Source organism: Corallococcus sp. 4LFB (assembly GCF_046520365.1).
In the GTDB taxonomy this organism is placed as follows: Bacteria; Myxococcota; Myxococcia; order Myxococcales; family Myxococcaceae; genus Corallococcus; species Corallococcus caeni.
Genome location: NZ_JBKGHJ010000030.1, coordinates 1 through 13,776, shown reverse-complemented (window position 1 = coordinate 13,776; position 13,776 = coordinate 1). Strand labels below are relative to the sequence as shown.

Genomic DNA, 13,776 nt, shown 5'->3' with positions numbered 1-13,776 from the left:
CCCCCGTGCCACGGGTGTTCTCTTCGATGCGCGCTACACCTACGACGACCTGGGGCGGCGCGTGCGTGAGGAGGATGCGCTCGGGCAGGTCACGACGTGGGCGCATGACGCCGCAGGCAACCTCGTATGCATGAAGCAGCCGCTCGGCGCTCCTTCGCTTTCACACGGGGAGGCTGCCGGGCTGACGCTGGCCGATGTGGAAGCGCAGGTCTGCACGGGCACGTACGTGACGCGGTACTCCTACGACGAGCAGGGCAAGCTGCTGTCCGTCACGGATGCCGCCGGGGGGCTGACATCTTATGTCTACGACGCGGCCCGCAACCTGGTGGCGAAGCAGGACGCGAACGGGAACCTCACGACCTACGAATACGACGTGCGCAACCTGCGCACGGCCGAGCATCAGCACCTGGACTCGCATGCGCGGTTGACGACGGCCCAGCGGAGCCAGGTGCCGTTGTTCGAAGCAGGCGCGACGCCGTCGGGCAGCGTGGGCACGCTGACGTGGCGCCACACGTATGACGCGAACGGGAATCCGGACTCCATGACCGACCCGAAGGGGCAGGTGACGGTGCCTGGGTATGGGCTCCTTGATCGGCTGGCGGTACGCACCTATTCGCAGCATGCGCAACCGCGAGAGCTGCCGTCGGTGGACGCGGAGGGCTTCGCGTATGACGGCAACGGGAACCTGGGGCATGCGACCCTGCTCAAGCAGACGCCAGGCGGCGTGGTGGAGGAGGCGACGACGTACACGTATGACGCGCTCGATCGCGTGAAGACGCGGCTGAGGGAGCAGGACGGAAAGCAGCTCTCCTTCGGCTACGACGCCATGGGGCACCGTACGAGCGTGACGGACTCGGACGGAGTAGTAACGGGGTATGCGTACGATGCCTTGGGGCGCCTGAGCCAGGCGACACTTCCGGTCGGCGTCGTGGAGTACCGTTACTGGCCGGACTCCTTGCTCAAGGGGGTGGTGTGGCCCAACGGCTTGTCGGAGGGGCGCTGCTATGACGCGGCCGGGCGGTTGGTGGAACTGGTCACTGCCCGGGGCACGGTCAGCGATACGTGCCAGGTGAGTGGGTCGGTGGTCAGCCGGTTCGTCTACACCTATGACGCCAACGGAAATCGGTTGACGCAGGTGGAGACGCGCACGGCCCCCTCGACGCAGGTGCTGGGCGTCAGTGAGACGACCCGGTACGGCTACGACGCCTTGAACCGGCTCACAGGAGTGGCTGGGCCTGACACAGAAGCCAGGTTGTATCGGCTGGATGCCGTGGGTAACCGCACGGGCGAGCGCCGGATTTCGACTACTAGATGGGCGAGGGGACTTGGTCCGAGCGCCTACTTCAGCGTGGAATCCAAATCGCTCACGCGCGATATCACTGGAACCTTCAACCGGGTGGACTGGCTGACAGGGTTCGAGGACGCGAGAGACGCCACGCGGGCTACGGTGCTGAACTACGACCTCGTGGGCAACCTGGTGGAGAAGGCGACACAGGACGGCAGTCGCACCTTCGCCTGGGACATCCGCAATACTCTTACCGCCGTCTATGACAATGGGCAGGAGGTGGGGCGGTACGACTACGACAACAACCTCCAGCGGACGCAAAGGCACACGGCGTCTGAAGACGTCGCCTATGTGCTCGATGACGGTTTCATCCTGCAGGAACTGGATGGGACTCAGGTCTCGCATCCGTCGAAGCGGCGCTATCACTATGGCGGTGGCCCGCTGGCAGTCAGCGAAGTGGCCTCTGCTGCGACGAACTTCCTGGGAACGGATGCGCTGGGAAGCGTGACGGACGCGCTGTCCACGAGCGGAGATGTCACGGCGGCCCGTCAGTACGACGCGTGGGGCAACCCTCGTGGTGGATCCGCGCCCAGTGCTGGCGAGTTCAAGCTGGGCTACACGGGGCATCAATACGACGTGGAGACGGGGCTCACGTATGCGCGGGCCCGGTATTACGACAGTGAGCTGGGGCGGTTCATCTCAAGGGACTCGTACGAAGGGCAGTTGAGCGATGCGCCGAGTTTGCACCGGTATGCGTATGCGCACGCGAACCCGCTTGGTTACCGGGATGATGATGGCCACTCAGCGACAGCAGTCGGTGCGGCCGCAGGGTTCTTTTGGGGAGCCGGTCAGATGGCCACGACCATGGGCCGCGACCTCATTGATGGTCGCTCTCGTAACACCACTGAGTACCTGTCGCTCTGGGGGCAGAACATCATCGGTGGGGCCGAAATTGGTGCGTCCATCGACCTGACCGTCGCCAGCGGAGGAACCCTTGCTCTAGCCGGGAGCGGAGCTCTGGGAGGGTCTGGTTTCAATGCCATCACCTTCGACGGTGAGGCTAAGGACTGGTCCGAGTTCGCAGCCGAGCAGAGGCACGGTGCGGCGTGGGGGGCTGCCGGCGGTGTCGTATTCGGCAAGGCCGCGCCGCTGCTAGCCAGGGTTCCCATTGTCAAGGAGGCGGTTGAGAAGGTCAGTGCTGCGGGCACGAAGTTCGTAGGTCGCTATGTGGCTTCAGCTGGCGACGAGGTTGTGACTGCGGCGCCAAACATTTTCAATGAAATGGGGTTCGGCTTCGGCAACGACATCAACCGAATTGTTGCCGAAAGCATCCAGCAGGGCTTGAAAGAGGCGGCCAACGGTGGGGCTGTGGTGGCACCCGAACTTCCTGTCGGGGGCTGGGCTCGTGCGCCTTCTGGCGGACTTCCAAGGCAGGTCTTTGCGGAGGCAGAGGCAGGATTCCAGCATGTCGCGGAGATGGTAGGCGCGAAGAAGACCGCTGGTGCGACTGCGGATGCGACAAAGGCCCTGAGCGGATGGACTCCTCGTCCGGGTTACGAACAGGGGACGGACAGGGCTCTTCAGCTCGCCAACGAGATGGGCTACACATTCAGGCCGAACCGGCTTCTGGACCAAGGGGTGCCGGGTCGGTACAGCGCAAGTCACGTTGAGCCACAGATGAGTGTTGTTCGGCCGAACGAGCCGCTCGGTGTCTCAAAGGACATGTGTACGAGCTGCCAGGACTTCTACGAGGCGCTCGCGAAGTACCGACAGGCCGAGCAGGTTGTTCGAGACCCAAGCGGCACTTGGGTGTTCACACCCGAGGGGATGGTGATGAAATGGATAGGTCAGAAATAGCGGAGTTTGAAGATGGCTAATCTGGAGATATTGAACTCGCTGATTCAACGAGCTGCTGAGTCAGTGCGGGCCGACCCCGTGCACGACCTCTCATTGGGCTTGCGGCAGAAGATTTGGATGCTGATGGGAAGTGAGCGGGGTTCCGGACCCGGGTGTTTGCGGCGTGCGGCTCTCGCTCTCGCGGCTGCGCGGCATGTGCTTCCGCTGTGGGAATTGCAGTACCCACAGGACCGCACGCCACATAGGGCACTGGATTTGGCGGAAGAGGTGCGTGTGGGTCGGCTCGACAAGGGCGAAGCCCAGGCCCGTTGGCAGCAGGCCTGGGACCACATGGTCGAATTGTCGTACTCAGATGTGGATGACCAGAGTGGGGCAGCGGCTGGATTCTCCGCTGCACAGGCGTTGCGCACCTGTCTCGAAGACGAGGTGCTCCCGCAATCGGAGGTGGATGAAGGCCTACGCGACAACCAAATCGATGCAGAAGACATGGATGCGTCCATGTTCGCAGCGGCTGCGTACGCGGGCGGGCCTTCCTGGGATGCATCGTCCGACCCTGCGCGTCGGCGTCAATTCTGGGAGTGGTGGCTGTCTGATGCTGTACCCCGTGCGTATCGGTCCGTAGCGAGCTGACTGGCTTGTACTTCGCAAGTCACCAGCGGAGTGTCCGTGCTCAGAATGGTGATCCAGTCATGACGAGCAGGAACTTCGAGGTGGGGGTGGTGATCATCACTCCCCAGCCGGGTGGCGTCCGCGCAGGTGTGAGAACCCATGAGGGGAACATCCGCGTTGGCGACGTCTTCTCGGTCGCGTTCAAGCTGACGCCAGTGCGAACACCCGAAGGGTATGGTCCGTCCACCCGCTCGGGCGAACGGCCTGTCTCGATTCGCATCGAGCAGATCCGCGCTTATGGCCGTGGTTTCCAAGAGCTTGAAGCTGGGATGGCCGCCGAGTTGGTCTTGTCTGGCGACGGTGCGGAGAGTCTCGTGGAGTTGGACGTGCTCGAAGGAGATAGGTGAATGTCTCGTTTTTTAGGGAGATGGCTGTGGATGAGATTGTTTATGCAGGGGGCTATCAGGCTGCGATAGTTATTGCGCGGGCTGGCGGTAGGGTGCTTTGCCCGAGATGTCGCTCAGTGTTGAAGATTGCGACTACTTTGGAGGATGCGAAGAGGTTGGGAGCTCATCCAGGCATCTTTTGTCCGGTGGATGCCAAGCATGTTGGTGAGCATTTTAATCTGTCTGGGGTGAGTGATATGGTGATGAAGGGGTTTCGGAAGCCCAGGGGGACAGAATAACCAGTCGTTTGCGCACGGGGGGCACGCGGCGTACTGTCTGGTCAGGCCGGAGCCTACGGTCCTGGCTTAAGCCGCCGCACTGAGACTCCGTGACATCGAGTGGCTCGTCGAGCCCCGGCTCTGGCACAAGGGCGAGCTCAGTCGCTCTCCTTTGTGCCGGGAAAATATCTCGTGCAGATGAAGCTTCTCTTCCTGGCTTGGCTCAAATTCGAGTGCAGTGGTCAGTCTGAATACGAGCAGCTGTTCGGGGCATCGCCACTCAACGGAAGTGAAGGGTTCCGTGTCAGCGCGACGGCGGGTACTTCTGGAGCTTCCGCTGGAGCGACCTTCGGTGGATGCCCAGCTTGCGCGCGGCTTCGGAGATGTTGCCGGCGCTGTCCGCGAGCACGCGGTGGATGTGTTCCCACTCCGCCCGGGCCAGTGATGGCGCCTGGAGCGTTTCTGGCGCCGCTACGTTTGGTGCCTCTTCCGCCCTCGCGAACGCGGCCAGGATGTCGTCCGCGTCCGCTGGCTTCGGCAGGTAGTTCACCGCTCCCAGCCGGATGGCATCCACCGTCGTGGAGATGCTTCCGTAGCCCGTCAGCACGATGACCCGTGTGGACGCGTCCACAGCCAGCAGGTCGCGCACCAGCTCCAGGCCGCTCTGCCCCGGCATGCGCAGGTCCACCACCGCGTACTCCGGTGATTCGCGCCTTGCCGCTGCCATGGCTTCGTCGTGGTTGCCGGCTGTCGTGACGTCCCAGCCTCGCTCGCGGAAGGCTCGGGCCAGTCGCTCTCGCAGCGTGGTGTCGTCGTCCACCAACAGCAGGCTGGGGCGGTGATCCACCGGGGCCGTGCTCATGCCGATGCCTCCCTTCCGTCCACGCCCGGCAGGCTCAGCCTCGCCGTCGTGCCTTCTCCTGCCTTAGAGCGCAGCTCCAGCGACCCGCCAAGTTGCTCCGCCAGCGAACGCGCGAGGAACAGCCCCAGCCCCATGCCCTCACCCGGCGCCTTTGTGGTGAAGAACGGCTCTCCCGCTCGGGCCAGCACCGCCTCCGGCATGCCCTGGCCTTCGTCGCTGACCTCCAGCCTTGCTCCCTTGCCTTCGGCCACCACTCGCAGCTCCACACCGCTACCCACGGGCGTTGCCTGGAGCGCGTTCTTCACCAGGCCCCTCAGCACTCGCGCCAATGCTCGCGGCGGTCCGTGGACCTCTTGCTTCTTCAGCGCTTCCGGCACTTCCACCCGCACCCGCTCGCGGCCCGACAGCTCCGACAGCGTCTCCTCCACCAGCCTCTCCAGCGGGATGGGCTGGAAGGGTTCTCCCGTCGTCTGGCCCGCGTCCGCGGACATCTGCACCAGCACGTCCCTGCAACGGTCCACCTGCTGGCGGATGAGCTTCAAATCCTCTCGCACGGAGTCGGACGTCTGGGATGCCGCCAGCGCCCGCTCCAGCTCCTTCGCCACCACCGCGATGGTGGACAGCGGCGTGGACAGCTCATGCGCCGCTCCCGCCGCCAGCGTCGCCAGCGAGGCCACCTTCTCCTGCCTTGCCCTGGCTTGCTCCAATTCCTGCTCACGCCTGGCCAGCGCCCGGGTCACCCGCTGGATGAAATACACGATGAAGCCCGCCGCCACCGCGAACGCCACCCACATGCCGCTCAGGTGCAGCCGCATCAGCTCCGCGTGGTCCGGCCTTTCCAGGCCCGGCAGCGTCACGTCCTGCAACACGAACAGCGAACCGAACGCCACCAGCGTGAAGCCCAGCATCGCCCACGTGCGGCGCGGCGGCAGCAGCACCGTGCCCAGCGCCACGTTCACCAGGTACAGCGCCGTGAAGGGGTTGTGCGTCCCGCCACTCAACGCCAGCAGCCCCGTGAGCACCAGCGTGTCCCAGAGCATCAGCCCGAAGATGGCCGCCTCCGCCACCGGCCTGGCCCTCGTGAGCCCCGCTCGCACCGCCGCGTTCGTCACCGCCTCCACGCCCAGCAGCGCCACCAACGCGGGCACCGGCAACGCCAGCTTGAGCCCCCACGCGGCCACCGCCACCAGCACCGCCTGCCCCACCAGCACGCCCCAGCGCAGCCTCAGCAGCCACACCAGGTTGATGCGGGCTCGGAGCGACGGTTCGGAGGGCGGCGAGGGCGTCATGGCGTGGCGGAGGACATCGCCACGGAGCGGGCCACCGTGTCCAGCGCGGACGCCGCCGCGTCCCTGGACTCCAGGTCCACCGTCGCCAGCCACGTGTCCCAGGCGAGCGCGAAGGTGCGCTCGGCCGTTGGCTCGTCCTCGGACAGCGTCAGCCCGTCCAACACCACGTCCACCGTGGCGATGTTGGAGGACACCAGCTTGAACGGCCGCGGCTCACCGCCTCCCGCCGGCACCCGCGTCCCCTCCAGCCACAGCGTGTGCTCCCGCATGTCCACGCCGCTGTCCGCTCCCGGCAGCCCTTCCGCGTCCGCGTCCGCGGGCTCGAAGGTGAGCCGCGCCCGGCAGTAGCGCCCCGGCGGCGGCCGCAGCGTGCCCAGCGTCAGCACGGTCCCGTCCGGCCGCTCCAGCCCGCTCACGTGCGGCGTGCCCAGCCTCAACGGCGACCCCACCGAGTGCGCGTGCGCCGTGCCCACGGGAGACAGCGCCTCGAGCAGCCTCCACCCCAGCGCCTCCTCGCACGGCTTCAACTCCACGCCGCCCAGCGCCACGTAGCCGCGCGTCAGCGTGAGCGTCTGTCCATCCGCTCGCGTGAAGGAGCGCTCGCCTCCCGCCGCCTGCACGCCGTGCGCGGCCCGGTGCTCCAGGCCCAGCGTCACGCGCATGCCGTCCACGCGCTCACCGCAGGCACCGAGGCCACACGCAAGCACCAGCCATCCCAGACGCGAGGCGCGGATCATCACAGGTCGTAGGCGAGCGAGAGCACCGCGATGGGCGTGGACGACACCCGGCGCAGCTGGTTGACGAAGGGGATGCGCACCCCGGCCTGCACCACCACGTCCATGCCCGGGCTGAAGAGGACGTCCGGCGACGCGTACGCGATGAAGCCCCCTCCGGCCTCCTCCGGCGTGCCGTTCGTGTCCGGCGCCCGCTCCGCGCGGCTGTCCACGCCCAGGCGCACCGCCCACGTGGGCGACGGCTGGTACTGCGCCGCCACCTGCGTGCGCAACGACGCGCCCAGCCGGTAGTCGTCACGGCCGCGCGAGGGCAGGAAGCCCAGGGCGCTCGCGAGGAACGACCACTTGCCCCGGAAGCCCTGCCACGCCAGGCCCGCCATCGGATCCACCGAGCCGCTGCCGGGCTGCGCGTCGATGCCCAGCGTCGTGCCGTCCCTCGCGTGCAGCCTGGGGCCCGTGGGCAGCTTCACCCCGCCCACCACGCTGACCAGTTGGTCCGGCGAGAACTCCTTGTCCTTCCACACGAACGCCTTCGCGCTCACGTCGAGGTCGCCCAGCCCCCAGCCGCGCTCCATTCCCAGGCTCACGTCCTGGACCTCGCGGGCCTGGAGCGGCAGGTTCACCGCCAGCACCAGCCACGGCCGGGGCGCGTACGCCACCGCCACGTCCATGCGCAGCTCGCGCAGCCGCTGCGCGTCCACCCCCGTCAGCCCCTCCGTGTGGCCCCACGCGCGCAGCATCGTGGACAGCCGCAGGCGCCCTTCGAAGGGCTGCTCGCCGCCCATGGACGTGAGGGTGGGGTCCCCGCACGCACAGCTCGCGCACGCCCAGGCGGTGGATGCGGGCAAGAGGAGGAGCGCGGCGCTCAGGAGGGCCAGGGCGGGGGTTCTCAAGGCGTGGGCACCCTAACGTCCCCCCGTCCTGGCGCACTGTGGCGTGTTGTCGCAGGCCGCCGGTGCGTCACGGCGGGAACGGTCCGACTGTCCTACAGGTTGGAGAGCGGGCGGGGGAGCGGGGGCCGGCTGTCCGCCCGCCCTCCCGTGCCTATCTGGAGAATGACACCGACCCGTCCGCGTTGAGGGGGGACACGCCGGAGGCATGGAGGTCATTCATGGGGCTGCTCGCACCGCTGGGACGGCTGTTGTTCTCGGTCATCTTCATCACCAGCGGGCTCAATCACTTCATCCAGCTCCAGGCCCTCACGGCCTACGCCCAGGCGTCGGGTGTGCCCGACCCCCGGCTGGCGGTGCTGGTCTCCGGCGGGGTGCTGGTGGTGGGCGGCCTGTGCGTCCTCCTGGGCACCTTCGCCCGCCTGGGCGCGGCCATGCTCGCGGTGTTCCTGGTGGCGTCCGCCTTCATGGTCCATCACTTCTGGAAGATGGATGACCCGGTGCAGGCGCAGAACAACCTCATCCACTTCATGAAGAACCTCTCCATGGCGGGGGGCGCCCTGCTCATCGTCTACTTCGGGCCCGGCCCCTTCAGCCTGTCGCGCAAGAAGCGCGAGGCGGGCCTGGGCGGGATGAAGCTGGGCGCGCCCCTGCGCTGAAAGAGCGGGCGCGCCGTCCTGTCCGTGGATCAGGTCGCCCCGACGTGGGCGGCCTGGGTGTTGCGCAGGGTGAAGAAGGCGACCTCCGGCGTGCTGCCCCGGCGCAGGTACGGCCCGCCGAAGCCGAAGCCCAGCCCCTGGTTCACGTAGAGGTGGTTGCCGTTCACCCGGTAGTGGCCGCGGATGTACGGCTGACCCGCGCGGCGGAAGAGGGCCTCCGTGAGGCCCCGGACGATGAACTGCCCGCCGTGCGTGTGCCCGGAGAACTGCACCAGCCCCGCGTGCGCGGGCAGCTTCTCCGCGGTGGGCGGCGTGTGGGCCAGCACCAGCCGCGTGCCGGACGCGGGCGCGCCCCGGAAGGTGGCCTCCACGTCCTCCATGCCGGTGAGCCCGTCGTCGATGCCCAGCACCGTCACCGGCGCGCCCTTCACGTGCACCACGCGGTGCTCGTTCTGGAGCACCGTGTAGCCCAGGGCCTCGAAGCTGGCGCGCAGGTAGGGCGCGTCCACCCAGTGGTCGTGGTTGCCCAGCACCACGAAGACGGGGCCGTTGAGCCCCTGGAGCAGCTGGCGCACGCGCGGCAGCGGCTTGGGGCTGTGCGTGACGTAGTCGCCCGTGAGGAACACCAGGTCCGGCGCCGCCTCGTTCACCGCGGCCACCGCGCGGCGGATGCGCACGTCGCTGGTCGCCTGGCCCACGTGCACGTCCGACAGCTGCGCGATTCGCAGGCCGTCATGCTCCGGGTGGATGCCGTCCAGCTGGAGCAGGTGCTCGGTGAGCACGAAGTGGTCCCGCCAGCGCAGGCGCCGGTCCGGCCGGAAGGGGTCGGGGCCTCGTGCCTGGAGCTCGTTGCGGCCGTGCGGCTCCACCGGCTCGGCTTCGGCGAGGGAGGCGGCGGCACCAGCGGCGTGGCGGCGGGCGAGTCTCAGGCGCATGCGTTCGGATTCCTCCGGCGGGGCGAGGGGCGATTGTAGAGAACGGTCCGGAGGGCCGTGAAGCCCGGGGGCCCGGCCCGCCTGCCCCCTTGCACGAAGGCAAGAGGGCGGAAGCAGAACCGGGCCTTCTTCCAGAACATTTCCGCGCCCTTCCAGGGGCCCCTCGGCTCCCGGGACGGCCGGGTGCGACATGCGCATCGCCCCGGCGCCAGGGTGGGATTCCTAGTAACCGCGCAGCACCGTCAGGCCGTCGGAGGTGAGCACCAGCAGCATGCCGGAGGTGCCGGAGCCGTCGTACACGAGCTGGAGCACCTTGTTGCCGCGCACGTTCGCCACCTTCTCCAGCGTCTTGGCGGGGGTCAGCCGGTAGAGGCCGCCCGTGTTGGTGCCGATGAAGAGCGAGCCGTCATTCGTGGAGGCCAGGGCGTTGATGGCGTCCAGCGCCGCCACGTCCGCGCCCACGCGGGTGCCCTTCTGGTACGAGTTGCCGGAGGAGAGGATGGTCATCTCCCACAGGCCCAGGGACTTGCTGCCCAGGTAGTACTTGCCGTCCGTCGTCTGCTGGAAGCCGCGCCAGTAGTCGAACGCCGACTGCGAGTTGAGGTCCTGCAGGTAGGAGGACTTCACCTTCTGCTGGTTGATGCCCGGCGTGGTGGTGTCGTCCCAGTTCTCCATCTTCGTGTCGGGCGTGACGGTGCCGAAGTTCCACTCGTTCGCGATGAGCACGTCGCCGTCCGGCGCGATGCCCAGGCCGTAGGTGTAGCCCGCGTACTGGGAGCCGTCCGCGTCGAACCACACCGGGTGCCGGTGGGCGTTGTACGTCAGGTCGCGGATGCGCACGACGCCGTGGTTGGTGCCGAAGAAGACGTCGCCCTTGTTGGGGCCGCGCAGCACGGACGCGCAGCTGAGCATGGCGCGGTCCTCGTCGAAGTGGTGGTCGTTGCTGTTGCGGATGCCCAGGCTGACGCCGTCCACCACGGTGGGCCCCGTCTGGATGAAGGGCTTGCCGTTCGCGTCGATGTTGGCGCGGCGGGACTGGTTGATGTGGGTCTCGAAGGCGACCTGGCCGCTGCCATCCAGCTTCACCGCGTCCACGTCCCCCTGCTTGTAGTACTGGAGCCGGCGCGAGCTGAAGGGGAAGCAGGTCGTCTCGTTCACCGGGACTTCGCACGGCTTCGCGGTGACGATGAAGTTGGTGTGGATGCCCGGGTACTCCGGGTCCTGCTGGAGGTCCGGCGCGTTGTAGCCCACGTAGGCCCGGCCCGCCGCGCCGCCGCAGATGACGGTGGAGGACTGGCCCGTGGCCGCCTGGCCCGCGGCGCCCGACATCCAGACCAGCTTCTGAGTGTCCGCGCGCACCACGCCAACGCGGTCGCCGTCCAGCACCCAGAGGTTCTTGCCCAGGTCGATGCCGACGGACTTCACCCTGCCGATGCCGTAGCGGTCCGAGTAGTTCGTCACCGGATCCGCCGGCCAGGGGTCCACCGTGCCCGCGTCCGTGCCCGCATCCGTCCCGGCGTCCGTGCCCGCGTCGTGCCGGCGTCCGTCCCCGCATCCGTCCCCGCATCCGCGCCGGCGTCGGTGCCTGCGTCCGTCCCCGCGTCAATCCCCGGCCTGGGGTTCACGTCGTCCGTGTCATCCACGGGAGTCGTGGGCGAATCCGTCCCACCGCACCCCCACGCCGACAGCACCATCGCCCCCACACACACGCCCAGCCCCAGCAGTCGTCGATTCACGTGTTCTCCCTACGCGTACGCGCCACCCAAGCAAGCCGCGTACCCGCCCTGGAGCGCAGGCTGTCCGTGCAGCGCCCCCCGGGAGTGGGCAATCCCTTTCACATGCAGGGCAGCCAGCCGACCCTGAAGGGGCAGTAAAAAAACCGGGCCCGCCTCCCGGGTGGGGGGCGGGCCCGGCGAAGGACCGCGGGGAGCCGCGAGGCCTACTTCTTGGGCGAGGTGGCCTTGAGCTCCAGCGCGATGGAGTCATCCCCCTCCAGCTGGAACTTCGCGCGCACGCTGGCGCCCTCCGGCAGCTCGCTCGCCTTCACGGACTTGCCGTCCAGGGTCACCTTCGTCTGCTCACGCACGTCCAGCTTCACCTCCGGCAGCGTGCCCATGCGCGCCAGGGTCACGTCGTCGTCGTCCTTGGCCTTCACGGTGCCGTTCAGGCTGAAGGCGTCCTTCTCCTTCCACAGGCCCGTCTTGTTCGCGGCGTCCGCCTTGTCCTTGGCGGCCTGGTCCGCGCCCACCAGCTTCTTCGCGGTGTCGCTGATGGCGGGGCCCACCTCCTGGGCCTCCACGCCCGTGGAGGGGCCGTCCAGCTGCCGGTTGCTGGGCGCGCTCGGGCCCGGGTTCCGCGGCGTGCCGGTGGTGTCCTGCGCGAAGGCAGCCGTTCCCAGGCACATCACTGCCGTGACGATGAGCTTCTTCATGGTCCCGCTCCCTTTCGTTGATGGGTGTTCCGTGTCTGCTCTCAAGGGTGGGGCGGCCGTGTTCCGCCGCCAACCGGCCCCTCGAGTCCACGCCGTCCCGCCGCAGGTAGGGCAGGCGGGCGCTCAGACCGGCAGGCACAGCTGCTTCACGGTGGACAGCAGCGCGGACAGGTCCAGCGGCTTGCGCAGGTAGCCCGCCACGCCCATCCCATCCACCGTGTCGCGCACGTCCAGGTCCGCGCTGGCCACCACCACCGGGATGTCCGAGCACGCGCGCTCGTGGCGCAGCGCCTCGCGGAACGCCACGCCGTCCATGCGCGGCATCATCAGGTCCAGGAGGATGAGCTGCGGGCGGGGCTCCGACGAGCGCAGCCGCTCCAGCGCCTCCAGCCCGTCCGCCGCCAGCTGCACGGCGTAGCCCTCCAGCTCCAGCGCGTCCTGGAGCGCATCCCGGATGTCCATGTCGTCGTCGACGACCAGCAACGTGTGATGGGCTTCCATCCCATTCCCCCTGCGAGCCTTGGAGCGCCCGCGCCGTCCCCCGAGCCGGAACGGCGGGTCCCCGCCTTCGCCAGGACGAATCTGTACCCGGGGACAGGAGAGCGGAAGCTCCAATGTAGGCGCATGCCTACCAGTGAGCACATCTGGGGCGGGCGCCCGGCTGGCCGGCCGGAGGGGCTACTCGCAGCGGTCGCAGAGGCCGCGCAGCTGCACCTCCACGGCGCGCTGCGACACGGCGCGGGGGACGCCCCGGGCGGTGGTGAGGCGCACGGACTCCTCCGGGAGGCAGGCCACGGTGCCGCAGTCGGTGCAGGTGAAGTGGGGGTGGTTGTTGGCGTGCTCGGTGGCGCCGGCGCGCTTGAGCTCGAAGCGCCAGACGTGGTCGCCCAGGTCGGCGCGCACGACGAGGCCGGCCTCGGTGAGGTCGGTGAGGTTGCGGTAGATGGTGACGCGGTCGTAGCCCTCGCCGCCCAGCTCCTCCACCAGGTCCGCGTGGCTCATGGGGGCGGTGGCGGTCTCCAGCTTGCGAAGCACGGCCACGCGGGGGGCGGTGCTGCGCAGCCCCGCGGCGCGAATCCGGTCCTGGAACCCGGTCAGCTTCTCCTGCGCCGTGACTTTCTTGGCACCCATGGGCGGTCGAATAACACACCCGCCGCGCTTGCGTCCCCCACGCCCGCGCGGGCGGCGTGTCCCTGGAGCCGGTTGGAGCCCTTCCAACTTCCAACACTTCCGCACGGTTGCCTTGACTCGGGGGGCCCCGTCACCAGACTGCGCGCTTTCCACACCCTGGGGTGGGCCGTTGGGGTCCCACCTGCCAGAACGACCCGTCGGCCCGTGACCGCCTCCGCTGCTTTTCCGCCCCCTTGATGAAGCCCACCCTGCTGCTCGTCGAAGCCCCGGGTCCGCGCCGGGAGCTCCTGTCCCTGGCGTTCCAGTGCCAGGGCTGGCGGGTGCTGCTGGCGGCGGGGGTGGAGCCGCTGGTGCGCGCCCTGCGCGAGTCCCCGCCGGTGCACCTGGTGCTGGCGGCCGGCGGGACTGCTGGTGGCGGCGGGCCCCTGGA

Annotated in this window: 15 protein-coding genes; 5 read left to right on the top strand and 10 right to left on the bottom strand. The window is 68.3% G+C overall.

Annotation, left to right across the window (positions count from 1 at the left end):
• Positions 1-130 precede the first annotated feature (130 nt).
• From ACLEQD_RS05690 to ACLEQD_RS05680, 3 genes are read left to right on the top strand one after another with little or no spacing between them, the layout of a single operon-like run.
• Positions 131-3,142, top strand: a complete 3,012-nt coding sequence (locus ACLEQD_RS05690; RefSeq protein WP_410382353.1) for an RHS repeat domain-containing protein — start codon at positions 131-133, stop codon at positions 3,140-3,142.
• Positions 3,143-3,154: 12 nt separating this feature from the next.
• On the top strand, positions 3,155-3,772 hold the full coding sequence (locus tag ACLEQD_RS05685) for an Imm5 family immunity protein (protein ID WP_410382334.1): 618 nt from the start codon (positions 3,155-3,157) through the stop codon (positions 3,770-3,772).
• 59 nt (positions 3,773-3,831) lie between these two features.
• The gene (locus ACLEQD_RS05680) at positions 3,832-4,158 is read left to right on the top strand and encodes a hypothetical protein (protein ID WP_410382333.1); all 327 of its coding nucleotides are present in this window, start codon (positions 3,832-3,834) and stop codon (positions 4,156-4,158) included.
• Between the two features lie 561 nt (positions 4,159-4,719).
• Here the strand turns inward: ACLEQD_RS05680 and ACLEQD_RS05675 are convergent.
• Genes ACLEQD_RS05675 through ACLEQD_RS05660 form a run of 4 tightly spaced genes read right to left on the bottom strand, consistent with a single transcriptional unit; the run spans position 4,720 to position 8,193 of the window.
• Positions 4,720-5,277 (bottom strand): response regulator transcription factor, encoded by a 558-nt coding sequence (locus ACLEQD_RS05675; RefSeq protein WP_410382331.1) that lies wholly within the window; start codon positions 5,275-5,277, stop codon positions 4,720-4,722.
• Positions 5,274-6,566, bottom strand: a complete 1,293-nt coding sequence (locus ACLEQD_RS05670) for an ATP-binding protein (RefSeq protein ID WP_410382330.1) — start codon at positions 6,564-6,566, stop codon at positions 5,274-5,276. The genes ACLEQD_RS05675 and ACLEQD_RS05670 overlap by 4 nt, the downstream gene beginning before the upstream one ends.
• Positions 6,563-7,273: a hypothetical protein gene (locus tag ACLEQD_RS05665; RefSeq protein ID WP_410382329.1), complete on the bottom strand. Its 711-nt coding sequence runs from the start codon at positions 7,271-7,273 to the stop codon at positions 6,563-6,565. The genes ACLEQD_RS05670 and ACLEQD_RS05665 overlap by 4 nt, the downstream gene beginning before the upstream one ends.
• Before the next feature lie 29 nt (positions 7,274-7,302).
• The gene (locus ACLEQD_RS05660) at positions 7,303-8,193 is read right to left on the bottom strand and encodes a transporter (RefSeq protein WP_410382328.1); all 891 of its coding nucleotides are present in this window, start codon (positions 8,191-8,193) and stop codon (positions 7,303-7,305) included.
• Between the two features lie 218 nt (positions 8,194-8,411).
• On the opposite strand from ACLEQD_RS05660, the gene ACLEQD_RS05655 reads away from it, so the two are divergent.
• Positions 8,412-8,849, top strand: a complete 438-nt coding sequence (locus tag ACLEQD_RS05655) for a DoxX family protein (protein WP_410382326.1) — start codon at positions 8,412-8,414, stop codon at positions 8,847-8,849.
• Between the two features lie 29 nt (positions 8,850-8,878).
• Here ACLEQD_RS05655 and ACLEQD_RS05650 read toward each other — a convergent pair whose 3' ends face one another.
• From ACLEQD_RS05650 to ACLEQD_RS05625, 6 genes are all read right to left on the bottom strand, one after another.
• A complete protein-coding gene (locus ACLEQD_RS05650; protein ID WP_171422055.1) occupies positions 8,879-9,784 on the bottom strand; it encodes a metallophosphoesterase in 906 nt (301 codons plus the stop codon).
• Positions 9,785-10,006: 222 nt separating this feature from the next.
• Entirely contained in the window at positions 10,007-11,269 is a 1,263-nt protein-coding gene (locus ACLEQD_RS05645; RefSeq protein WP_410382324.1) for a hypothetical protein, read from the bottom strand.
• Positions 11,242-11,520, bottom strand: a complete 279-nt coding sequence (locus tag ACLEQD_RS05640) for a hypothetical protein (RefSeq protein ID WP_410382322.1) — start codon at positions 11,518-11,520, stop codon at positions 11,242-11,244. Before ACLEQD_RS05640 ends, ACLEQD_RS05645 begins: the two co-directional genes overlap by 28 nt.
• Before the next feature lie 203 nt (positions 11,521-11,723).
• The gene (locus ACLEQD_RS05635) at positions 11,724-12,215 is read right to left on the bottom strand and encodes a hypothetical protein (RefSeq protein ID WP_410382320.1); all 492 of its coding nucleotides are present in this window, start codon (positions 12,213-12,215) and stop codon (positions 11,724-11,726) included.
• A gap of 123 nt (positions 12,216-12,338) precedes the next feature.
• A complete protein-coding gene (locus ACLEQD_RS05630; RefSeq protein ID WP_120603384.1) occupies positions 12,339-12,716 on the bottom strand; it encodes a response regulator transcription factor in 378 nt (125 codons plus the stop codon).
• 177 nt (positions 12,717-12,893) lie between these two features.
• Complete coding sequence (locus ACLEQD_RS05625) at positions 12,894-13,346, bottom strand: Fur family transcriptional regulator (RefSeq protein ID WP_120527796.1); 453 nt, start codon at positions 13,344-13,346, stop codon at positions 12,894-12,896.
• A 236-nt stretch (positions 13,347-13,582) separates the two neighbouring features.
• Between ACLEQD_RS05625 and ACLEQD_RS05620 the strand changes: the two genes are divergently transcribed.
• The coding region (locus ACLEQD_RS05620; RefSeq protein ID WP_410382318.1) for a hypothetical protein at positions 13,583-13,776 on the top strand (194 nt) is incomplete at its 3' end.